Source organism: Pseudomonadota bacterium, from assembly GCA_023229365.1.
Taxonomy (GTDB): domain Bacteria; phylum Myxococcota_A; class Polyangia; order JAAYKL01; family JAAYKL01; genus JALNZK01.
In genome coordinates, this window is record JALNZK010000057.1 from 1 (window position 1) to 22,332 (window position 22,332).

At 69.9% G+C, this 22,332-nt stretch carries 20 protein-coding genes; 5 read left to right on the forward strand and 15 right to left on the reverse strand.

The features are described from left to right. The 4 genes from M0R80_19480 to M0R80_19495 form a co-directional block, all read right to left on the reverse strand. On the reverse strand, window positions 1-334 hold a 334-nt coding region (locus tag M0R80_19480), incomplete at its 3' end, for a hypothetical protein (protein MCK9461816.1). 62 nt (window positions 335-396) lie between these two features. Further along, on the reverse strand, window positions 397-1,968 hold the full coding sequence (locus tag M0R80_19485; protein ID MCK9461817.1) for an NAD(P)/FAD-dependent oxidoreductase: 1,572 nt from the start codon (window positions 1,966-1,968) through the stop codon (window positions 397-399). A gap of 9 nt (window positions 1,969-1,977) precedes the next feature. After that, on the reverse strand, window positions 1,978-3,069 hold the full coding sequence (locus M0R80_19490; GenBank protein MCK9461818.1) for a CDP-alcohol phosphatidyltransferase family protein: 1,092 nt from the start codon (window positions 3,067-3,069) through the stop codon (window positions 1,978-1,980). Window positions 3,070-3,407: 338 nt separating this feature from the next. Next, the gene (locus tag M0R80_19495; GenBank protein MCK9461819.1) at window positions 3,408-4,424 is read right to left on the reverse strand and encodes a hypothetical protein; all 1,017 of its coding nucleotides are present in this window, start codon (window positions 4,422-4,424) and stop codon (window positions 3,408-3,410) included. 136 nt (window positions 4,425-4,560) lie between these two features. On the opposite strand from M0R80_19495, the gene M0R80_19500 reads away from it, so the two are divergent. Continuing rightward, window positions 4,561-5,286 (forward strand): RNA methyltransferase, encoded by a 726-nt coding sequence (locus tag M0R80_19500; protein MCK9461820.1) that lies wholly within the window; start codon window positions 4,561-4,563, stop codon window positions 5,284-5,286. A 13-nt stretch (window positions 5,287-5,299) separates the two neighbouring features. Here M0R80_19500 and M0R80_19505 read toward each other — a convergent pair whose 3' ends face one another. Continuing rightward, a complete protein-coding gene (locus M0R80_19505; protein ID MCK9461821.1) occupies window positions 5,300-5,878 on the reverse strand; it encodes a hypothetical protein in 579 nt (192 codons plus the stop codon). 118 nt (window positions 5,879-5,996) lie between these two features. Here M0R80_19505 and M0R80_19510 point away from each other — a divergent pair, with 118 nt between their 5' ends. After that, complete coding sequence (locus tag M0R80_19510) at window positions 5,997-7,628, forward strand: sulfatase-like hydrolase/transferase (GenBank protein ID MCK9461822.1); 1,632 nt, start codon at window positions 5,997-5,999, stop codon at window positions 7,626-7,628. Then, window positions 7,625-10,198: an MBL fold metallo-hydrolase gene (locus M0R80_19515; GenBank protein MCK9461823.1), complete on the forward strand. Its 2,574-nt coding sequence runs from the start codon at window positions 7,625-7,627 to the stop codon at window positions 10,196-10,198. Before M0R80_19510 ends, M0R80_19515 begins: the two co-directional genes overlap by 4 nt. Window positions 10,199-10,201: 3 nt before the next feature. Here the strand turns inward: M0R80_19515 and M0R80_19520 are convergent, their stop codons facing one another. From M0R80_19520 to M0R80_19550, 7 genes are all read right to left on the reverse strand, one after another. Further along, window positions 10,202-11,494 (reverse strand): hypothetical protein, encoded by a 1,293-nt coding sequence (locus M0R80_19520; protein MCK9461824.1) that lies wholly within the window; start codon window positions 11,492-11,494, stop codon window positions 10,202-10,204. A gap of 71 nt (window positions 11,495-11,565) precedes the next feature. Beyond that, a complete protein-coding gene (locus M0R80_19525) occupies window positions 11,566-12,141 on the reverse strand; it encodes a hypothetical protein (GenBank protein MCK9461825.1) in 576 nt (191 codons plus the stop codon). Between the two features lie 10 nt (window positions 12,142-12,151). Next, window positions 12,152-13,315, reverse strand: a complete 1,164-nt coding sequence (locus M0R80_19530; GenBank protein ID MCK9461826.1) for a glycoside hydrolase family 5 protein — start codon at window positions 13,313-13,315, stop codon at window positions 12,152-12,154. Between the two features lie 30 nt (window positions 13,316-13,345). After that, window positions 13,346-15,007: a transglutaminase gene (locus tag M0R80_19535; GenBank protein MCK9461827.1), complete on the reverse strand. Its 1,662-nt coding sequence runs from the start codon at window positions 15,005-15,007 to the stop codon at window positions 13,346-13,348. Continuing rightward, complete coding sequence (locus M0R80_19540; GenBank protein ID MCK9461828.1) at window positions 15,004-15,645, reverse strand: hypothetical protein; 642 nt, start codon at window positions 15,643-15,645, stop codon at window positions 15,004-15,006. Before M0R80_19540 ends, M0R80_19535 begins: the two co-directional genes overlap by 4 nt. A gap of 74 nt (window positions 15,646-15,719) precedes the next feature. After that, a complete protein-coding gene (locus tag M0R80_19545; GenBank protein MCK9461829.1) occupies window positions 15,720-16,139 on the reverse strand; it encodes a PIN domain-containing protein in 420 nt (139 codons plus the stop codon). Then, window positions 16,129-16,368 carry a DUF6364 family protein gene (locus M0R80_19550; GenBank protein MCK9461830.1) on the reverse strand — a complete coding sequence of 80 codons (240 nt, stop codon included), beginning with the start codon at window positions 16,366-16,368 and terminating at the stop codon, window positions 16,129-16,131. The genes M0R80_19545 and M0R80_19550 overlap by 11 nt, the downstream gene beginning before the upstream one ends. Window positions 16,369-16,500: 132 nt before the next feature. On the opposite strand from M0R80_19550, the gene M0R80_19555 reads away from it, so the two are divergent. Next, window positions 16,501-18,324, forward strand: a complete 1,824-nt coding sequence (locus M0R80_19555; GenBank protein ID MCK9461831.1) for a HAMP domain-containing histidine kinase — start codon at window positions 16,501-16,503, stop codon at window positions 18,322-18,324. Window positions 18,325-18,340: 16 nt separating this feature from the next. On the opposite strand, the gene M0R80_19560 is transcribed toward M0R80_19555, so the two are convergent. Then, complete coding sequence (locus tag M0R80_19560) at window positions 18,341-20,014, reverse strand: ATP-binding protein (protein MCK9461832.1); 1,674 nt, start codon at window positions 20,012-20,014, stop codon at window positions 18,341-18,343. A gap of 151 nt (window positions 20,015-20,165) precedes the next feature. Between M0R80_19560 and M0R80_19565 the strand changes: the two genes are divergently transcribed. Continuing rightward, window positions 20,166-20,567, forward strand: coding sequence for a hypothetical protein (locus M0R80_19565; GenBank protein MCK9461833.1), 402 nt, complete (start codon window positions 20,166-20,168; stop codon window positions 20,565-20,567). 7 nt (window positions 20,568-20,574) lie between these two features. Here M0R80_19565 and M0R80_19570 read toward each other — a convergent pair whose 3' ends face one another. Continuing rightward, window positions 20,575-21,273, reverse strand: coding sequence for a metallopeptidase family protein (locus M0R80_19570; GenBank protein MCK9461834.1), 699 nt, complete (start codon window positions 21,271-21,273; stop codon window positions 20,575-20,577). After that, window positions 21,273-22,325 (reverse strand): hypothetical protein, encoded by a 1,053-nt coding sequence (locus M0R80_19575; GenBank protein ID MCK9461835.1) that lies wholly within the window; start codon window positions 22,323-22,325, stop codon window positions 21,273-21,275. The genes M0R80_19570 and M0R80_19575 overlap by 1 nt, the downstream gene beginning before the upstream one ends. Between the last annotated feature and the right edge of the window lie 7 nt (window positions 22,326-22,332).

The window sequence follows — 22,332 nt, forward strand, 5'->3', positions numbered from 1 at the left end:
CGGTATCCGTGCCTGTGTCGGTATCCGTGTCTGTGTCGGTATCCGTGTCTGTGTCGGTATCCGTGTCTGTATCTGTGTCAGTGTCGGTATCGGTGTCGGTGTCGGTGTCGGTATCGGTGTCGGTGTCGGTATCGGTGTCCGAGTCCGAGTCGGTGTCCGTATCCGTGTCCGTGTCCGAATCGCTGTCGCTGTCCGAATCCGAATCGACGTCGGAATCCGAATCCGTGTCGGTATCGGCGTCGGTGTCCGTTCCGCCGCTGTCGAAAGAAGCGGGCTGCTGCCCGGAGCACGAGAGGACGAGGAGCGCCGTCGCGACGAACAACACGATCTTCATGTCTTTCCTCCGGGCAAAGCGGTCATCTGCTGCCGCAACTCCTACCTTACGGGAATTGGACGTCAGGAGGTGGTTTTTTTCCGCAAGGTCTTGTCACGGACCGCGGCGCGGAACGCACCGGCGCCGGCCATCATCGCGCCCGTGAAGCCGCCGCCCGGGCGGGCGAAGGCGGACGCGAGGTAGACGCCCGGGGTCGCGGTCCAGGCCGTGGGGCGGAAGCGACCGGCCGCCGACGGCACCTGATCGTAGCCGTAGACGGCGCCCTCGGGCGTGCCGAGGTACCGCGCCATCGTGCGCGCGGTGGCCATCTCGACGTGCCTCAAGGAGCCGCGCATCCCCGGGTACCGGCGCTCGAGATCCGCGAGGAGCGACTCGGTCCACGCCGCCTTGCGATCCTCGTACTCCGCCGGCGACAGCGCGCTCCAGTTCGCGAGCGTGTCGAGCCCGCACAAGACGGCGACGTGGTTTCCCGGGCCGCCGATCCCGGCGTTCAGGCGGTCGTAGTCGACGAGCACGTAGCACGGCACCCGTCCCGCCGGCGCCGCGCCGACGAGGCGGAGGCCCTCGGGAAAGTCGCGCAGCGTGCGCTGCCAGTCCGGGAACACGAAGGTCGAGTACGCGTCCGCGCCGAACGAGGCCGGCGGCCGGTCGAGCACCAGGTAGAGCTGCCAGAGGGAGGCGGAGTACGGGAAGGCGGCGTACGCCTCCTCGAAGCGCCCGCGCCGCTCCTCGGGCAGCATCGCGCCGAGGTGCGCCGGGGCGGCGTTCCCGAAGAGGGCGCCCGCGAGCGCCGTCCGCCGGTCGCCGCCCGAGACCGCGTCGACGTGCTCCACGCCCCGCGCGCGTCCGCCGTCGACGAGGATGCGATCCACGCGGCGCCCGGTCTCGACGGCCCCGCCGCGCGATCGGACGATTCCCGCGAGGTGGTCGGAGAGCGCCTGGCCGCCGCCCGCGATGTAGTGGCAGCCGCCGAGGTAGAAGGAGCCCTGGCCCGCGGCGAAGAACAGGAGCGAGACGGCGTTCGGGTCCGCGCCGTAGTAGCCGAGGTTCGCCCCGAGGGCGATCTTCACCGCCTCGTCGCCGCCGAAAAGCCGATCCAGGAACGGGCCCAGGCACGTCCGCTCGTGCTTGCCGATGATCCAGAAGCGGATCGGCAGGATCGGCGCCTGCAGGATCCACCGCAGCCGCGCGCCCTGGTGCCGCGCGACGGAGGCGATCTTGCGGCGGATGGCCAGGATCGTGTCGAAGTACGTCTTCAGCGCGGCCTCGTGCCGCGGGAAGCGGAGGGCCAAAGCCTCCCGCGCGGCGGCTTCGCCGTAGGGCATGACGAACGGCTCGCCGAGGACGGAGGATCGAACCGCGTAGAACTCGCCGGTCGGGATGAACCGGATCGACTCGCGGAGCGCGAGCCGCGCGACCAGCAGGTTCTTGCAGTCGCCCGCGTCGAGCCCGTCGATCTGGTGCAGCCCGGCCTCGAGGAGGACGCCGTTGCGGGTGAAGCACGACGCGGCGCCGCCGATCTTCGTGTGGCGCTCGAGCACGAGCGCGCGGCTGCCCTCGAGGGCGGCGAGGGCGCTCGCGGTGAGCCCGCCGAGCCCGGAGCCGATGGAGATGGCGTCGTAGCGGTCCGGCATGGGGTTCCCCTACAGGGCGCCGAGGTACAGCTTGCGGTGGCGGACGAAAGAGACGACGAAGAAGGCGACGGTGACCGCCGTCGCGGCCGCGATGAGCCCCACGCCGGCCCGTGACGGCGCGCGCAGATCGCAGAGGTCGATCGCGAGCGCGGCCCCGCACAGCGCGATCTGGAGGACGGACTTGAGCGCGAGCCAGAGGAAGCGCGGCGCGATCTTGTGCGACGCGACGAGGTTCGAGAGGCCGCCGGCGGAGAGCTCCAGCGTGACCGCCAGGATGATCATGGCGCTCGCGCCGAAGTCGTCGAAGCGGCCGAGCAGGAGCAGGAAGGCGAGCGGGACGAGCACGCCGTCGAGGGCGAAGCGGCCGAGCTCCCGCAGCCCGCCGGAGCTGCCGCGGAGCGCGCTCCACGCGTCGGAGAGGTAGGAGGCGCCGCTCACGACCGTGAGCGCCGTGATCCCGTAGAGCGTGATCCAGCTCGCCCCGTCCGCTCCGAGGAAGTAGCGGGCGGCGGCCTCCGCGGCCATCAGCCCGGCCATCGTCAGGCTCCTCCTGCCCTGCTTCCGCCCGCGCGCGAGCCGGTACAGGATCAGGCTGAGCGGCGCCAGGATCGGCGCGAGCACGGCGACCCAGGTGATCCAGTCGGGCGCCTTCGAGAGGAAGGTCGCGTAGTAGAAGAGGATGTAGCCGACGCCGACCATCTGCACCGCGGTCTTGGTCTTCGCGAGCGCGGACGTGCGCATGGGCGCGTCGCGGAGCAGGAGGCTCGTGCGCAGCGACGTCACGAGGAAGTCGCGCAAGAAGATGCAGCAGATCATCCACACCGGGACGACGGTGCGCCCCCACTCGGGCACGGCGCGCTCGGCGAGCGGCAGGAAGATGACGGCCACGAAGATCTTGTCCGCGATGGGATCGAGGAGCCCGCCGAGCACCGTGGGGCCCTGGCGCCGCGCGACGATGCCGTCGAGCCAGTCCGTGATCCCGATGAGGAAGATCGCTGCGACGCAAGCGTAGAGGTGCGGCGCGCCCTGGTAGAGCAGCCAGCCCGGGATCGGCATGAGCACGATCCGCGCGAGCGTCATGATGTTCGCGGCGTTCTTCATCGCCCGTCCGTGCGCCTCCTCCGGACGCGAGAATGCCGCTCGCAGGCACGATGTGCAAGCGGATGTCGCAGGAGGACGCCCCGTGGATCTGGTTCACAGTCCTTCAACAAATATCCGAACGGTTCGAGAGGTGATTGGAAAAGTTCGAATAAAGTGGACGGCAGATCGCGATCCTACTGCACGTTCGGCATGGAAGCGATCGCGATCGGGCTGCCGGCAGCGTTTTCTGAAGTTCGTTTTAGCGACAAAGATCATTGAAGGGCGACGGCAGATACACGTCCACGCCCAGATTCACGGAATCCGGCGCGAGACGTCCCGAGGTGGCGGCATGAGCGCAACTACAACGCCGACGCCGTGTACATGGTGACGAGCGGCGGTCGGAAGGATCCGTCCGGGAACTCGACGGCGAAGGCGCCGGCGCGGTACGCGATCGACGCGGTGCGGTAAGCCTTCAGGAACTCACGCCAGTCTCGTTCGTATGCCTTCCGCGTCGCGTTGTCGGAGGCGTGGCAGAGTGGCTGCAGCCCGGACCTCTTCGGGTTGCGCGGCCGGTCGCGCGGGTCGAGCCTTCGCAGGGCCGGGACGCCGACGACCGTGCGGCCTTCTGCCTGGCGTTCTTGCGCGGCGATCTCCTCGGCCTCGCGCACGAGGTGACGAAACCGCGTCTGGCGCTGGTGCATGGTCATCGACTCCCAACCGGGCAGCGGAGCGAGCTCGAAGGTGACCCACTTCATGTGATCTTTCGGGCGATTGCCGCGAATCGGCCCGCCCTTCTTCCACCAAGCCGTGCGGTCGATGTACCAGAACGTCAACGGGTCGCCGTGGGCGAGGTGACGGAACGTCGAGAAAAACGGCGATTCGCTCACGCGCTCGACCTGTCCGTCCTTCACGGCGTTGATCATGGCGTAGACGAGCTTCTGCTCGGCAGATTCGTCGTCGAGGCACGGCTCAGCGCGGTACCGCTCGCCGTACACGTGGTCTTCTCTGTCGAGCAACCGGTTGATCTCCCGGGCGATGAGGCTATGCACGTCGCGGAAGAAGTGCGGGACGTCGGCGCGCTGCGCGTCGTCGCTTGGCGTGAAGCCCGGGTGTTCGTGATCGACGTTCACCTCGAACCAGTTGAGTCGGATCTGGTGTTTCTGGAGCGCGCGGCCGATGCTCGCTCCGATGATGTTGATGACGCTCGGGATCGGCGTGATGTCGTTCGCGGGGTCGAGGGCGTTCGCCGGGCACGACGCGTCGAGCAGCGGGTTGCCTGGGTTGTGGTTCGGGCGGAACAGGAACGACCTGTCGTTGCAGCGGATCGCCGCGCTGTATACGATCCCGACCTCGTACCTGCGGATGCGGCTGCCCACATTCCTGAATCGGACGTTCGGGAAAAAGGTTGCCGGAAATCGTCTCGCTGGATCGACTGAGCTTCACTTCTGGTGAAACGAACGCCGGATTTGTTATCCGTGGATTCGTTTTTCGCGGTGCGCTAGGGTTGCGCCGATGTCGACGCGCACGAGGGAGCTGAAGGACGCGTTCCGCCCGCGGCCGATGGCCGAGAGGGAGCGGGAGCTCGCGCGGAACGACGCCCGCGGGGTGATCGAGGCGCTCGGGCCGAGGCTCTCCGAGGAGCGGCGGCACCGCATCGACGCGGTCGTCGCGAACCGCACCTCGCGCCTGCAGGTCGCGCTCGAGGGGGTCCACGATCCGCACAACGCTGCCGCCGTGGTCCGCACCGCCGACGCGTTCGGCGTGCAGCGCGTGCACATCGTGGAGCACGGGGTCCGGTTCCGCGCGTCGCGCAAGGTGACCCAAGGCACCCACAAGTGGGTCGACATCTCGGTCTGGAAGACCCCCGAGCCGTTCGTCGCGGCGATGCACGACGCGGGCGCCCGTGTGCTCGTCGCGGCGATGGATGCCGCGGCGGACATCCGCGAGCTCGACGCGGCGCGCCCGATGGCGCTCGTGTTCGGCAACGAGGCGGACGGCATCTCCGAGGAGCTGCGGGAGCTCGCGGACGGCGCGTTCAGGATCCCGATGTACGGGTTCGTCGAGAGCCTCAACGTCTCGGTCGCGGCCGCGATCGCGATCTCGACGCTCCGGGCGCGCGGCGGCGGCGATCTCCCCCGCGCCGAAGCCGACGAGCTGCGGGCCCGCTTCTATCTCCGCGCGGTCCGCGCGGGCTACGAGATCGCCTGCCTCGAGATCGGCGGTCGCGCGCCGAGGTAGGGCGGGTGCGGGCTCAGTCCCCGGCCTCCACCGCCACGAGCGTCCAGCCGGGGCCGCTCCTCTCCAGCACGAGCGTCGCGTCGAACTGCCCGACGAGGGTATCGACGCGGCACTGCGCGCCGTGCTCCGCGAGCCCGAGCGCGCCGGCGTCGGGTTCGGCCGGGTTCGCCGGATCCACGCCCTGGATATCCTCGAAGACGTTTCGCTCGCAGAGCTGCTCCGGGCTCGCGATCCGCCGCGGCTCGGTAATCGGCGGCCCGCCCGGCACCTTCACGCCGACGACGGCCCGCCAACGGAGCGGGAAGCGGACGCTCTTCGCGAGGAAGGCGTAGTCCTTCGCCTTGCACGCGCCGCCGAGATCGGCGAGGAAGCGCCGCAGCGCGGGATCGAATCCGGGGGCCTTGCGGGCGTCCTCGGACGGCTCCTCGCAGCTGCACATCCCGCCGCCGGCGTCCGGCGCGCACACCGCGAACGCGGTGTCGCCAGGGGAGAGGGGAGTGGCCGTGCCGTCTGGCGGCTTCCGCTCCGAGCACGCGGCCACGGCGGTCGCGAGGGAGAGCAGGAGGGGAGGAAGGGCCTTCCGGAGAAGCATGCGCCGAGCATATTAGAAAAGACGGCGTTGTCTGCAAAAATGGGCCGCGCCATCCGATCTCGCCCGTCGCGGCACGATCCCTTCGATTGGTCGAAGCGCTGCTGGGAGGCGGGTGATCATGACACACTTGCGGGGCAGGCGTCCGGGCCTGGGGGGCGTTCCGTTCGCGGCCGCCGTGGCGTTCGCCGTGTCGCTCGGCTGCGATCCGCCCGTCCCGCGGGAAGCGGCGATCGAGGCTAAGGACACGCCGGCGGTCGTCGACGCTCCGGCGCCCCTTAGGACGCCGCCCGCGCCGCGCGCACAACGTGCGAAGCCGGACCTCCTCCCCGTGGACGGGGACGCCCCGAACGTCGTGCTAATCGTGGTCGACACGATGCGCACCGACGTCACGAGCCTGTTCCCGGACGGCTACGACGCGACGCCGTTCCTCGCCGAGCTCGCCGAGAAGGGCGTCGTGTTCAGGAACGCGTACTCGACCTCCTCCTGGACCGTGCCGGCCATGTACTCCCTCATGACCGGCCTGTACCCCTCGCAGCACGGCATGACGGCCGGCTACTTCGCCGGGGAGAAGGTCGTCGATCAGGCGGTGCTGCCGCAGGCCGCCTACACGCTCGCCGAGCAGCTGCGCGACCTCGAGTACGACACGTTCGGAGTCTGCACGAACCAGCACCTCGCCGCGAAGTACGGCATGGGGCAGGGCTTCGACAGATACGTGGGCGACACGTTCCTCAAGCTGCCGTTTCCCGATCTCGCGGTCGAGAGCCTCGCGCCGGAGATCCTCGCGTCGCCGCGGTACTTCCTGTGGCTGCACTACTTCGATCCGCACCACCCGTACGGCGCGAACCTCCCGTGGTTCGACGAGTGGAACCGCTCCGGGTTCGCCGACTTCCAGGCCATCTCGCTCGACGCGCTGTCCCGCTTCTACCGCGGTCGGCACGGCCTCGGGCCCGAGGACCAGCTGCCCGTCAACGTCCTCGTCCCGCTCATGCGGCGCGCCGTCGCGATCAGGTGGGGGCACCCCAAGAACTTCTTCGCCTCGATGCCACCGGGCGACGGCCCGCCCGCAGCGGGGACGACCGAGGCGCGGTACCTCGACTTCCTCAAGGCCGCGTACGCGAGCGAGGTGCGCAAGGCGGACGAGTCGATCCGGAGCGTCGCAGGCGAGCTGCGCTTCGACGACGACGACCTCGTGATCGTCGTCTCCGACCACGGCGAGGAGCTCATGGAGCACGGCGAGATCGGCCACAGGTGGCTCGGCTCGGTGTCGCAGGAGCTGATCCGCGTCCCGCTCCTGATCAAGTTCCCCGGAAACAGGGGCGCCGGCCGCGTCATCGACGCGCCGGTGTCGCTCGTGGATCTCGTGCCGACGATCCGCGCCGCCCTCGGGCAGCCGCCGATGGAGGAGCTGCCGGGAACGGACCTCGCGGCGCTGCTCGAGCGGGGAGCCGCGGCCGACCGCGAGATCTACTGCGAGCTCGCCGAGGGCGGGGCGCGGCTCCACTGCGCGATCGCGTACCCTTGGAAGCTCGTGCAGAACGAGACGAGCGGAACCGCGCGCCTCTACGACCTCTCGCGCGATCCGGGGGAGGACGACGACGTTTCGGCCGAACACCCGGACGTCGTCGAGAGGCTGAAGGAGGCGCTCTCCGCGTCGGACGCGAAGGGCGCGGCCCAGTGGCCGACGCCCGGCTCGGCGAGCGTCTCCGCGGACGAGCTCTCCCGCCTGCGCAGCCTGGGGTACGTGGATTGAGGCCCGCGCTCGCGCTGGTCGTCGCCCTCGCGGCCGCGTCGTGCGGCGGGGACGGCTTCTACTCGCTCGTGCAGCGCGACGGCGTCTGGTGGTTCGAGTCGCCGGACGGCGACGAGCTCGTGTCGCTCGGCGTGAACCACGTCGAGCCGGTGCTGCTCGCGTCCGCGCAGAACCGCGACGTCTTCGCGAAGCGCTACGGCGCGGATCTCTTCGACGAGAACGGCGCGGCGGTCGTCGGGAGCGCGGCCGCGGCGCGTTGGATGGCCGACAGCGTCGCGCAGCTGCGGGGGTGGGGGTTCAACAGCCTCGGCGTGCACAACCCGATCCCGCAGCGGGAGATGCCGTACGTCGCCAAGTTCCGGCCGCTGCCGCTCGACGGGTGGGAGGGGCTCGAGCGGCGCTACGCGGATCCGTTCAGTCCCGCCACGGCTGCGTACCTGAAGAAGGCGGCGTCGGTCTGGTGCGCGAAGAACGCCCGCGATCCGCTCATCCTGGGCGTGAGCTTCAACGACATGCCGATCTGGCGCACCTCGCCCGCGCGGATCCACGAGTGGGTGCGGTTCGTCATGGGGCTCGGCCCGGACGCGCCCGGCAAGCGGCGGTGGGTGCAGCTCCTGCAGCGGAGCTACCCGGGCCCCGTGGCGGCGGCCGCGGCGTACGGCGCCCCGGCGCGGACCTGGGACGAGCTCCTCGCGTTCACGGAGTGGGGCGATCCGCGCGCGCCCTGGCTCGCGTACAGGGACGCGAACGCCTTCCTGCCGGAGATCGCCGACGCGTGGTACGGCGCGATCGGCGGCGCGATCCGATCGTGCGACCCGAACCACGTGATCCTCGGCGACAAGCTCGAGGGCGCGGCCGACCTCCCCACGTGGCTCTACCCGATCGTCGGGCGCCACTTCGACGCCGCCTACATCCAGTGGTACGCGACCGCCGACCGGCAGGAGGCAAAGCTCGCGGAGCTCCACGCCGCGACCGGCGAGCCGATCCTCATGGGCGACTCGTCGTTCTCGCACCCCAACGAGAACGTCGCGGCGCCCAAGGGCGTGCACGTGGGCACCGAGCGGAAGGTCGGGAAGGCGTACGCGAGGTACCTCCGCGCGATGATGAGGAAGCCGTACGTCGTCGGCTGGCACTTCTGCGGGTACATCGAGGGCTCGCCTGACCTCGCGCGGTTCCACCCGTACTTCGCGATCCAGAACGGGCTCCTCCGGCCGGACGGCACGCCGTACCAGGAGGCGCTCGAGGGGGTGATCGCGGCGAACGCGAAGGCCGCGAGGTGGCACGAGCGCGCGAAGCCCGACGACGGCCGGGTGTGGGCGTTCAGGGGCGCGAGGAAGGGCGCGAAGCGATGCCGCCGCTCCGAGCGCAAGCTGTTCTCGATCTCGCAGATCGACAACAACGTCTTCAACCTCGAGGGCGTCGCCGTGCCGGGGCTCAAGGTCCCGAACAAGAGCGTCGGCTGGGTGATCACCGACGAGGGCGTCGTCGTCATCGACACGGGATCGCCGCAGGCGGGCCTCACCGCGAAGGCGCTCATCCGCTCCATGACCGACAAGCCGATCCGGTACATCGTCTACACGCACCACCACGGCACGCAGCTCGGCGGCGCGCGCGCCATCGAGGATCCCGGGACCAAGGTGATCGCGCACCAGGACCTCGTCGTGGAGCTCGATCTGATGCGCAAGCTGCACAGGTACAACGCGCGCCTGAACAGCATCCAGTTCAACATGCCGTTCTCGGGCGAGGGCTCGCGGCCGCCGGACTTCCGCTACCCGGACGTCACGTACGCCGACACCCACGCGTTCGAGCTCGGCGGCACGCGGTTCGAGCTGCACCACGTCGTGGGCGAGACCGACGACTACACGGTCGTCTACCTGCCGAAGCAGAAGATCGTGTGGGCGGCGGATCTCATGGGGCCTTCGGTGCCGATGATCGGCAGCCCGATGAAGATCGTGCGCGATGACGTGCGGTGGCGCATGGGGCTCGAGAAGATCAAGTCGTTCGGCCCGCAGGTGCTCGTCCTCTCGGTGGGTCCGCCGATGTGCGAGCCCGCCGCGATCGAGGCGAAGCTCGACGCGACGATCGACTACTTCAACTTCCTGAACGACGCCGTGTCCGCAGAGCTGAACGCGGGCTCGACGCTGGAGCGGGCGCTCGAGAACATCCGCGTCCCGGACGACATCGCCGAGAACCCGTGGCTCGGCGCCGAGCGCTACGGCTGCCTCGACTTCAACGTGAAGGGGATGTTCAGCCGCTACTCGGGCTGGTTCGACCAGAACGGCACGAGCATCGACCGGGCGCCGAGCGCGGACAAGGCGCGGCTGTTCGTCGAGGACATGGGCGGGCGGGGCGACGTGCTCGCGCGGATCGCGGCGCTCGAAGGGGTGGGGGACCGGCGGCTCGCGCTCGAGTACGTGGACCTCCTGCTCGAGTCGGATCGGGGGGACAAGGAGGCGCACAGGATCAAGGGCCGCCTCCTGCGCGCGCTGGGCGCGAAGAACGGCGACAACCCGATCATGCGGCACATGTACGGCCGCCTCGCCACCGTCGAGGAGGAGGCCGGCCGGTAGGGCTCAGCTCTCGAGCGCCGAGAGGATCGCCACCTGCGCCTCCACGAGCGCCGGGGTCTCGGTCCCGATCGCCGAGAGGATCTCGAACACCTCCTCGAGCGCCGGGATGACGCACGGGATCTTGCACTCCTCGATGTCGTACTCCGCGAGATCCGCGTCGAGCAGGCCTTCGACCGCCGCACTGAGCCCGTCGATCGCGGTGACGCCGTAGTCGCCGTCGCCGACGAGCGCCCCGAGATCCTCGTTCGCCGCGATGAGCGCGCGCGACGCGCCCTCGAGCGCCGCCATCTCGTACGCGAGCTCGGCGATCGCGACGCTGTCGTCCTCGGCGTCCGCCGACCAGTAGATCTCGTAGTCGACCCATGTCGCCCGCGCCTCGACCCAGCCCAGGATCCCGCCGAGCGAGCCGCAGTCGGAGCTGTACTCGCACGTCTCGTCCCCGCAGTAGGTGAACGGCCGGCCCGCGCAGTCGCCGTCGCACTCGCCCTCGCAGGAGCCGTGGCACTCGCCCACGCACGCGTCTGTGGACTCCGTGCCGCACATCCCCGTGCAGTCGCCGCTGCAGGTCGCGCCGTGGATCGTCTCGCAGATCCCTTGGCAATTGCCCTCGCACGGCCCGTGGCAGCTGCCGTCGTCTCCGTAGGAGAGGCAGCTCGCGCTGCATTCCCCGTAGCAGTCGCCTCCGCACTCGGCCGCGGCTGCGAGGTTGCAGGAGCCGTAGCAGGTTCCGTTGCACTGCTCATCCACCACAGGGGTCCGGCACTCGCCGGAGCAGGCCGCGCCGCAGGCACCGACGCACTCGCCCTCGCACGCGACCGGCGGGTACGCGCCGGCTTCGGGGAGGCAGGCGCCGTTCACGTCGCAGCCGAAGTGCGTCAGGCACTCGACGGCGACCTCGTGGGCGAGGGGGAGATCCGCGACGCACGTTCCTGCGCCCCAGGCGACGTAGTCCACAGCGTCGTTGACGACCACCAGCATCGCGCCCGGGACCGCCGCCGCGCTCTCGTCGAGCGGCGCCGCCGGATCGATCTCCACGCCGAGCGCCTCGGCCAGATCCGCGATCGTGTCCCGCGTGACCTGCTCGTTCTCCTCCAGACGCGAAAGGAGCGCGAGCGCCGCGCGGAAGAGGGTGTCGACGCGCGGATCGCCGGAGATCTGCCACTCCCCCTCCGCCAGCGTGGGGCACTCCCCCTCGCCCCCGCCGCCGCAGCCGCCGTCCGAGCAGTCGTCGGTGCAGGAGAGGGCGAGCAGGGCGACGCCGGACAAGAACGCGACGAATTTCGAAGCTCTCTTCATTCTCCACCTCCGGATGGATCTATCGTTCCTACGATTGAACCACACTTCCGGACGGGTGCGGGCGAAAAAGCTCAGCGCCTCGCGAGGACGCGGCGAAGGTGCGGGTTGAACGCCCGGTGATCGGCGAGGAACGCCTCGGGGTTTCCGAGCCCCTGGTGCAGGGCGACGCGCTCGAGCGGGTCGAGCTGGCCGTTCCCGTCCTTGTCGAGGTGGCGGAGCACCGCGTAGAGCATCTCGAGCTCGAGCGTCGTCAGCGTCTCGTTGTCGCTCTCGGCGCGGCAGAACAGCTCGATGATCTCCACGCACAGCTCGAGCTCGTCCTCCTCGATGAGGGCGCTCATGTTGAGGTCGAGGTAGTCGAGCACCTTGTTGAGCATCCCGAGGCCGTCGGCGCTCGGCTTCTGCAGCCGCGAGAGCACGCGCCGGGCGAGGAGCCGCTCGTGGGCGTCCAGGGCGCCCTTGCCGCGCACGTCCAGCCGGCCGAGCACGCCGCCGAGCTCGCGCATGCCGTCGTCCTTCAGGGCGCCGGGCTGCTTGGCCAGATCGGGGGCCTCTTCGGCGCTCGCGGCGATGAAGCCGGCCGCCAGCTCGGCGAGCGGCAGGTCGGCGCGTCGTTTGGGGTTCTTGGGGTGTCCGCGGTGATCCATGGCGTCCGGTCTACCAGTCCACGGCGAGGTCGTCCATCACGAGGGTTCCCCACTCGGTCGGCTCGAGCGCCATGTCCACGCCGCAGCCGCCGCCCGAGTTGTCGACGAGCAGGTTCGGCGCGCAGTTCGCGTGAAACGTCCACGCGAGGTACGGCACCTCGACCTCCTGCGCCGCGGCCTGCAGCGCCTCGGAGTCGTCCAGGGTCATGTACCCGTCGGCCGGGCCGTACTCGCCGATGATCACCGGCAGGGTCGCGGACGGCGTGACGAACCGGTCGTCGAAGTCGCTCTCCGGGTCGTAGACGTGCACCTCGTAGGCGACGTTATCGCCGTCCCCGGCGGTGATCGGGTGGGTGACGTAGTAGTCGAGGTGCCGCGCCCATCCGCCGGTGCCCTGCACCGTGACGACGTGGTGGGGCGCGCCGAGCTCGTCCTCCACCGCGCGGATCGCGGCCACCGCGTCGTTCATCGCGGTCCAGACGTCGGCGTCCAGCGCGCCGTCGAAGTTGTACTCCGGCTCGTTGCACAGGCCGAAGAGCACGTGGGCGTCGAACGCGAACGCCTCGGCGAGCGCCTCCCAGATCGGGATCGTGTCCGCGGTGGGCCAGCCCATGTCGCTGAACGTCGGATCGACCCAGAGCGAAACGAGCACGTACACGCCCGCCTTCGAGCCGATGTGGTCGACGATCTGCTCGAGATCGTCGAAGTACGCCGCGTCGTCGAGCACGCCCTGCCACTGGACCGCCCAGCCGCCGTCGTCCGGGTAGCTCTCGAGATCGAGCCGCAGGAACGTCGCGCCCCAAATGTCCACCGCCTCGTCCACGCGCCGCTCGACCTCCTCGGGGACGGGCGCGGAATCCGCGCACGCCCAGCAGGAACGGGTGTCGTGGATGTTCACGCCGCGGCCGTGCCACACCTCGTCGCCCGGCGTGTAGATGTGGTTGCCCTCGGTGTACAACCAGTCGCCGTCCGCGTCCGTGTCGGTGTCGCTGTCGGTGTCGGAATCCGTGTCGGAGTCGGTGTCCGTGTCGGAATCGGTGTCCGTGTCTGAGTCTGAGTCGGAGTCCGAATCCGTGTCCGAGTCCGTGTCGGTCGTCCCGCCGCCCGGCGCGTCGTCGGAGCACGCCCAGCACGCGAAGGAGCAGAGCCAAGCCAAGCCAAGAGCCCTTCCCATTCCTCTCATGCCTCCCATGCCTCCCATCTCCTAAGGCGCCTTTTTTCCCATCGGATACCAGTCGCCCAGGTGCAGGTCCTCGACGTCGCAGCGGCCCTTGCACGTCCAGCGCGCGAACGAGTTGTAGTCCCACTCAAGGTACTCGGAGCCGCCGCCGCTCACGGTCGTGATCACGAACCTGTTGTCCAGGTTGCCGAGCACCGCGCCGCGCTCCTCCGGGGAGGGCTTGTCCGCGGCCTGCGCGTCGGCCGGCACCCAGCCGTAGCCGGGGAGGTAGACCTCCGCCCAGCGGTGGAACACCTCGTCCGTGCTCGCGTCGTCACCGCGCACGACGATCGCGCCCGCGTACCGCGCCGGGATGCCCGCCGCGCGGCACATGGCGATGAACACGAACGTGTACTCCGAGCACGAGCCGGTGCCGCGGTCGATCACGGTCGGCGCCGTGTTCCAGCCGCCGGTCATCTCGTACTCCATCTTCTCGGCGATGTAGGCAGCGATCCTCCGGATCATCCAGTACGGCCGGTCCTCGCCCGCGAGCGCCGCGGCGAGGTGCTTCCTGATCGACGGGTGCCTCACGTCGTACTTCGCGCCGTCCGCGAGGTACTTGTCCTTCACGGCCTTGGGGACGGAGCGGAGATCGCCGACGCGCGCCGGATCGATGTGCGTGTGTACCGCGAACAGGGTGGCGCTCACGGTCATCCGCACGTCCAGGCTCCGGCCGGGCCGCAGATCGCGCGCCTCGAAGTGGGCGAAGCGCTGCCCCCACTGATCGGTGACGATCTCCTTCGGCGCGGGCTCGAACGCCGGCTCCCCGACGAGCGCCTGGCTGGGCGCGGGCACAGGCAGCGCCAGGTAGGCGTGCGCCTCGGCGACGACGTCCGGGCCGCGGTTCGTGATCCTGCGGCGCAGCACGACCGTCTCGCGCCTCGGATCGCGCCGGACGAGCCGGGGCAGGGCGGACAGGTCGAGCGCGTCGACGGCCTGCGCCTGCACGTCGGCGACGAGCAGCCTGCCGCCGACGATCGCGAGCCCGGACGGGAACGGCCCGGGCGCCCGGATCGTATCCACGACCTCGCCGCCCGCCGGCTCCACCTTGTAGATGGTGTTCGTCTTGCGATCCGACACCCAGAGGTAGCCGTCGGCGAAGGTCATGCCGAGCTGCTCGCTCGCGCGGCCCTTGCCGTCCCACGGCGGCGCGTTGAACGAGACGATCGTCGTGCCGTCCGAGCGCATGACGCGGTGCAGCCGCTTGCCGTCCGCGACCCAGAGATCCGAGCCGTCGAACGCCAGCGAGAGCGGCGTCCCGGGGCCGTCCACCTGGCGCACGACGAGCTTCTTCGCCGTGTCGATCCCGAACAGGCGACCGGTGTCCCGATCCGCGACCCACAGGAGCGCGCCGTCGAACGCGACGCCGGTCGGGAACGGGCCGGGGGCCTTGAGCCGCGCCCTCTCGGCGCCGGTCGCCGGATCCACGCCGACCACCGCGCCGCCGAGGCGGTCCGCGATCCACAGGAGCGCGCCGTCGAACGCCATGCCGCCCGGCTTGTCCGCGGCGAGCGCGAACGCCCGCGAGAACGGCTCCTCGTCCGCGGTGGCCGCTATAGGCGCCGGCGACTTCTTCGGGCCGGCCTCGGCCTCGAGCGCGGCGGCAGACAGGCCGAGCGCGATTCCGATGATGATGACTCTTCTCATCTTCCCGCCAGGACCTCGATCGCGATCGCCGACCAGCTCTCCAGCTCCTCGCGGCGCGCGCCGCGGAGCTCGGCGATCGGCAGGAACCCGGAGTCCGTGATCTGCGCCTCGCGCTTGCGGACGGCGCCGGGCGCGACCTCGCAGACGTGCAACACGCCGAAGTGGACGCGGCCCACCGGGTTGGAATCGTCGTTGAGCACCGCGGCGATCGTCGGCTCGCAGGGACCGTCCACGGTCACCTCCTCGGCGATCTCGCGGCGCACGGCCTCGAGGTACGACGCCATGTCGGACGTCGCGGAGGCGGCGGGAGCGGCGAAGAGGAGCTGCGCGTCGACCGGGTTGATGTGGCCTCCGATCCCCATGGATCGGTTGCCGACGAGCCGCTTCTCGCCGGCCGCCTTGCCGCGGACGTAAGAGAACACGGAGCCGCCCGAAACGAACAGGATGTAAGGTATTATTTGCTTTAACGATTCGTCCTCTTCTGCACGAAAACGTTCAACAAATTTGTTGTTTCTCTTGTCGAGAATCACGTCGAGGTAGCGGTGCCAATCCGTCGACACGCCCTGGAACGCGCCGAGCGCCTCGAGCGTCGCGCGCGGGAAGACCAGCACCCGCTCGCCCCGGAACCTGTCCTCCATGGCAGCCTCTTTTCGCGCAGAACGTGGCCCACCATCGCACACGGTTTCGGCGCGCGTCAAGGCGTGCGCCGCGATTAGAGAAACGGATTCTCGATCCTGATACTGTCGAGCAATTGTCCGTGCTGGAGATCTTCGGTGAGCAGCGTCTTCGCGCCGGAGCGGACGGCAGCCGCCGCGATCATGGCGTCCCAGAACGACAGCGAGAAACGCCTCTCCATCTGAAAAGCCGAAAGGAGTAGCTCGTGGTCGCCCGAGATCGGTCGCCAGGCTGCGTAGCGCTCGACGATTTCACTTGCGACCTCGCGGTCGAGAGGGTGAGCGATCTTGCGCGTGACGTTGACATAGAACTCTTGCAGCACTTGGGTGCTCAGCGTCCCGCGGCGCGACTGCCAGAGCTCGACAAGGATTGCCGAGGCGAGCTCGCGCTTCCGACCGGCGTCTGAGTCGTGAGCGTAGATGAGGATGTTCGTGTCGACGAACACTTTATCGGGCATGCAACTCGTCCCGTGTCGAGGAGATCTCACCGCCGAGGGCGAAGCCGCGTTTCAGGTGGGCTAGGGCACCCTTCTTCGCCTGCTCATAGCTCCGCTCCCGGTCGACAAGCTCGACGACGAGGTCCGCGAGCAGGCGGCTCACCGAAGTGCCGCGGCTCGCGGCGAGGATCTTCGCCGAACGGATCGTGTCGCCGTCCAACGTTACCGTCAGGTTTTGTCGTTCCGCCATGGGGCCTCCAATCTTCACGCGATATACGTGTAACACGTGACTCACGTGACATCAAGCGGCGCATCGTCGTTTGGGGAAAACAATATCCGGATGCCCTCTGGCGCGGGATTGTGCCATCCTGATCGCACCGCCATGAAGATCCGGACGAAGATCCTCCTGCTCCTGATCCTGGGCGTGCTCGTGCCGCTCCTCCTGAGCCACCACTTCATCGCGAAGCAGACCAAGGCGACGATGGCGCGGCTCGTCGAGCAGGATCTCGCCGGAGAGGCGACCCGGATCGCGGGGAGCGTCGGCGCGCGGCTCTCCTGGGCCGCGGAGGCGCTGCGGCTCGTGGTCCGGTCGGTGCCGTTCGAGAGCTTCACGCGGGAAGAGGTGAAGAGCGCGCTGGCGCTGCCGTATCGCCAGCTGTCGGACGCGACGCTCGTCGCGCTCTTGGACGAGTCCGGGCGCGCGGTCGCGGAGCCGTACCGCCCCGGGGACGAGGAGGCGGCGCTCCTCGGGCGCGCGCCGGTCTCGGACAGGGACGTGGAGGTGTTCTCGCGGAACGTCCCGCACGGGCTCGCGCTGACCGCGCAGATCGCCTTCGGACCCGCGTACCGCTCGGACGAGGGCGAGCCGCGCATGGTCGCGGCGGCGTCGTTCCCGGTCGCGGGGGGCTCGAAGCGCTGGGTGCTCGCGGTCGAGCTGTCGATGCTCGGCGTGTGCGAAACCGTCGTGCGGCCGGGCGACGAGACGGGGAAGACGTGCCTCCTCGTCGACGCGCGGGGATACTCGATCTGCAGCCCGAAGGAGGAGGAGTGGCGGCCGTTGTCGGACGCGGCCGCGTTCCTGGGCATCGAGGCGAAGTCCGTGGCCAAGCGGAGCGCCGCGGCCGGGACGCAGCTTCGGGCCGCGGACGAGGTCGCCGTCACGGGGTGGCGCGTCGTCGTGCAGCAGTCGGAGGAGGCGGTGATGGAGCCGGTGACGCGGTCGACGCGCTGGATCCTCATGTGGACGGGGATCGTGCTCGTCATCGCCGTCGTCGGCGGCGTGTTCCTCTCCCGGGGGCTCACCGGGCCGCTCGCGGAGCTCGAGCAGGCGTCGCAGAAGCTCGCCGCCGGCGCGTACGAGCACGTCCTTCCGGTCCGCTCGGAGGACGAGGTCGGGAACCTGGCGAGGTCGTTCAACCGTATGACCGCGGAGATCCGGGCGTGGAACGCGGAGCTCAAGAGCCGGGTCGAGGCGCGGACGCGCGAGCTCAAGGAGGCGCAGCTGCAGGTCCTGCGGTCGCAGAAGCTCGCCGCGGTCGGGGAGCTCGGCGCCGGCGTCGCGCACGAGATCAACAACCCCCTCACGGGCGTGCTCGGGCTCGCCCAGCTGGCCCGCGCCGAGGCGGAGCCCGGCTCGGAGCTCGCCGCGACGCTCGACCAGATCGCCGCGAACGCCCGCCGCGTGGCGGAGGTCGTCGACGTCCTGCTGCGCTTCTCGCAGACCCAGGTGTCGCCGGACATGAGCCCGGTCGAGCCGCGCCGGGTCCTCGAGCAGACGATCGCGATGTACGCGAACCGGCTCGTGGAGCGCGGCATCCGCGTGGAGTGGCGCGTCGAGCCGGACTGCACCGTCCCGGCCGTGGAGGGCGATCTCCGGATCGCGTTCGGCCACCTCGTGGACAACGCGGTGCGCGCGATGCCGCGCGGCGGTCACCTCGGCCTCTCGGTGGGGCGCGTCGAGGGGGGCGCGGTCCGGATCGCGGTCTCCGACGACGGGATCGGCATGAGCGAGGAGACGCTGCTCAGGGCCGCGGATCCGTTCTTCACCACCGAGCCTCCGGGCTCCGGCTCGCGGGGGCTCGGGCTGTGGATCGCGAGCAGCGTCGCCGAGGAGCACGGCGGGAGAATCGTGATGGAGTCCGCCGTCGGCCGCGGCACGACCGCGACGATGTACTTCCCCGGAAAGGTCAGGATCTCGAAGGCCTGAGCCGCGGCGGCGGCGACTAAATCGACGTCGACTCGGAAGGGTGGCGGGGCGGGATCTTGTAGATCTCGGCGAGGAGCACCGCCGGGCGCACCGGCTTGAACAGGACGACGAGGTTGTTGCGCCGCGCCTTGTCCGCGATCGGGCCGGGCTCGCCTATCAGGATCATGCGCGCGCTCATGTCGTCGTGCGACGAGATGGCCCTGCGGTACAAGCTCCGCCGATCCGAGTCGTCCTCGGGCAGCTCGCACACGAGGACGTCGATCTCCGACGCCGACTCCTCCATGAACCGCGCGGCGTCCTCGGGGCCGTGCGCGAGCAGGAGGTTGTGCATCTGGCCGAACGCCCGCTCGTAGGCGACGAGGTTCTGCGCGTCCGCGTCGACGAACAGGATCGTGCGCCGCGCCCGCACCATGACCGCGGACGACGGCCGCGCCACCGCCGAGACCGCCGATCGCGAGGAGGCGCCCGCCGCGCTCGGCAGGCGGATCGTGAAGCGCGTGCCCACCCCGATGTCGCTGCGGACCTCGATCGTCCCCTTGTGCTCGTCGATGATCTCCCGGACGATCGCGAGGCCGATCCCCGTTCCTTCCGCCGCGCCCGGGTCGGCCGTCGTGAAGAACGGCTCGAAGATGCTCCCGAGGTCCTCGGGGGCGATGCCGACGCCGGTGTCCGACACGTCGATCACGACGCGCTGTCCCTCGAGGCGGCCGCACACCGAGATCTCGTTCTCCTGCGGGCCGCGCTCTCGGACGGCGCGCCCGGCGTTCGTCAGGAGGTTGATGAACGCCTGGACGAGCCGCCGCTGGTGGCCGCTCACGGTGAGCTCCTCGGGGACGTCGACGACGACGCGCGCCTTGTGCTTGAGCTGGTGGCGCACGAGGCGGAGCGCCGATCCGACGGCGTCGATCAGCTTGACCGGCCTGGGTTGGGGCGACACCGGCTTGCCGAGGGAGTGGAGGTCCGACGAGAGGCCGATCAGGAACTCGACCGCCTCCTGGGTCCGCTGGAGCGTCTTCGCGACCACGTCGAGCGAGGTGATCGCCTGATCCGGCGCGGCCGTCACCATCTGGGTGCGGAGCACCGTGTCGAGCTCCCCGACGGCGTAGGGGATCGACATGCTGAGCATCGACAGCGGGTTGTTGATCTCGTGCGCGACGCCGGCGGCGAGGGAGCCGATCGTCGCGAGCCGCTCGGCCTGCAGCCGGCGGTTCTCCGCCTCTCGCGCCTTGGTGAGCGCGTCGTGCAGGTCGGTGTTCAACGCCTCCAGCTGCGCCGTGCGCTGGGCGAGGGTGCGGCGAAGGCGGCCCGTCTCGAGCGCGCGGTTGATGTCGACGCGGAGCGCGTCGAGGTCGAACGGCTTGCGGACGTAGCGGAACACGCCGAGCGCGACCGCCTGGATCGCGGAGTCCGTGTCCGAGTAGCCCGTGATGACGATCGCCTCCGCGTCGACCCCCATGTTTCGGGCGCCCTCGACGATCGAGAGGCCGGACCCGTCGGGCAGGTTCTTGTCGGTGATGAGCAGATGGAATTTCGTTTGCGCGAGCTGCTCGAACGCCTCGTTCTTCGTGCCCACCGCGACGACGACATGGCCGTCCGCCCGGAGCGCCCGGCTCAGGAGGTTGCGGACCATCTCCTCGTCGTCGACGAGCAGGATCGCCGCATGCTCGCTCTGTGCGGGTTCTCGAAACATTTCAGCTCGAATGTTTTATTCCACCCGTGGCGCTCGCGCAAGAGTGCCTTAAACAAAAGATGCCACATCTGCACTGGCGCATCGCCCGGCTTGTCGGTCGGACGGGTTCGCGTTACTTTGGGCCGTCCCGACGCCTCAGGAGGTTCTTCGGATGCCCTTTGCCCGACGCGTTTCGAAAACGTTGCTGCTCCCTTTGCCGCTGCTCCTCGCCGGTTGCTTCTACGACACGAGCGGCGCCCCGGCGGACATCGACACGGAGACCGACTCCGACACCGGGGCGGGCGACGCGGGCGCGGACTCCGGCGTCGGCGGGCTGGGCGAGCCGTGCACGGAGACCGGCGGCGAGTGCGCGGGGCTCGAGGCCGACTTCTGCCTCTACAGCCCGATCGAACCGACCGAGGGCGCCTGCACGGTCTCGGGCTGTCTCGCGGACGGGTGCCCCGCGACCTACACCTGCTGCGACTGCACGGGCGCCTCGTACTTCTTCACGGATCTGTGCGCGCCGAGCGAATACGCGGAGCAGCTGCCCCTCGCCGGGTGCACGTGCGCCTGAGGCGGATCTACTCGAAGCCCAGCTCCGCGACCCCGTCCTCGTCCAGCCCGAAGAAGTGCGCGGTCTCGTGCAGCAGCGTGATCCGGATCTGCTCCTCGACCTCGGCGCCGTCCGCGCACACGGCCGCGATGTTCATCCTGTAGAGCACGATCCTGTTGAGCTGCGGGCCCGTGAGCCCCTGCTCGGACCACGGCGGTCCGTCGAACAGCCCGAGCGCGCGGGGGTCGAACCCCTCCTCGACGAGATCGCGGGTCGGGCGGTCCTCGACGATGATCGGGACGCCGGCGAGGTGCTCGCTCATCTCGGCCGGCAGCTCGCCGAGCAGCTGCTCCGCGATCTCGACCAGCCGATCCTCCTCGACCTGGATCGGGAGATCGGCGTCGAACCGCGGATCGAGATCGAGCACCTCGAGGAACGCCCGCCGCATCGCGGCGTCGTCGCCGACCGCCTCGTGCGCGAGGCCGAGGTCGTAGGCGAGGTCCGGGGAAGAGCCGCCGAGCCGCTTCGCCTCGGCGAGCAGGCGCAGCGCGTCCTTCGGCCGATCGGAGTCGAGCTCGACGCGGCCGAGCGCGTGCATCGCCTCGGACTTGAGCTCCCGCGGGGCGCCGCGGGTCGCGCGCCGCGCGAGGGAGCGCGCCTTGAGCAGGTTGCCCGCGGCGATCGCCGCCCAGGCATCGTCGAGCATCTTTTCGGCCGCGCGCGACATCAGTAGATCGGGTCGCCCGTGTACACGACCTCGAACGCGCTCCCCGGGACCTCTCCGAGCTGCGCGAGATCGTCGTCGCTCCACGCCGCGTTCGGCGCGCCCGAGATGTACCAGTCCGAGCCGTTGTCCGCGACGAACATCCCGTACGTCTTGAGCGCGTTCAGGATCGCCTGCACCTCGAGCGCGAAGCCGTCGACGGCGAAGTCGTCCCTGAGCCGGAGCCGCAGGCCCATGGGCGGCAGGTCCTCGTCGGTCGCATCGCTCGCGAAGTGGGTCGCGGGGTGGATGAACGCCGCCTGGCTCAGGGAGATCGTGAACCGGAGCGCGTGGTCGATCACCCCGGCGGTCACGGCCTCTTCGTAGCGCACGAGGCCCGGCAGGATCGGCAGCCCCGCCGCGTCGGCCGAGGTCCAGTAGTCGGGGCGCAGCTCGTTGCTCGTGAGGTCGAAGACCGCGCCGGAGCCCGCGTACCAGACGTCGTCGAACGGGTTCTCGCCCTCGCCGGGCGGCCACGCGTACCAGAGCTCGTAGAGCATGCACTCGTCGACGTCCACCATCAGGATGTGGCGATCGCCGTCGCCGTCCGGACCGCCCTCGATAGGCGGGTCGGGCGGGATCGGGTAGTCGACCTGATCGCTGTCCTCCGCGTACATGAACTCCACCGGGACGTGCGCTACGGAATCGTCGACGACGACGTACGGGATGCCGTTCGGCGCGCCGTCCCACACCGTGCCGAAGTCCGGGTGGAGCGTCGAGTCGGCGCCGATGGACGCGATGAAGTCGTCGGAGTTCGGGTGCACGTCGTAGCCGCTGATGTCGGTGTTCCACGGGTTGTCGGACGGGAAGAGCGGGCAGGCGCCGAAGTCCGTGTCGGCGTCCGAGTCCGCGTCGGTGTCCGAATCGGAGTCCGCGTCCGAATCGGAGTCGGTGTCCGAATCGGAGTCCACGTCCGAATCGGAGTCCGCGCTGCCGCCGCCGCCGTCGTCCCCGCAGCCCGGTCCCGCCGCCGCGACGACGAGCGCCGCCAGCCACCACCACAGAGATGTCCGCATGTCGACC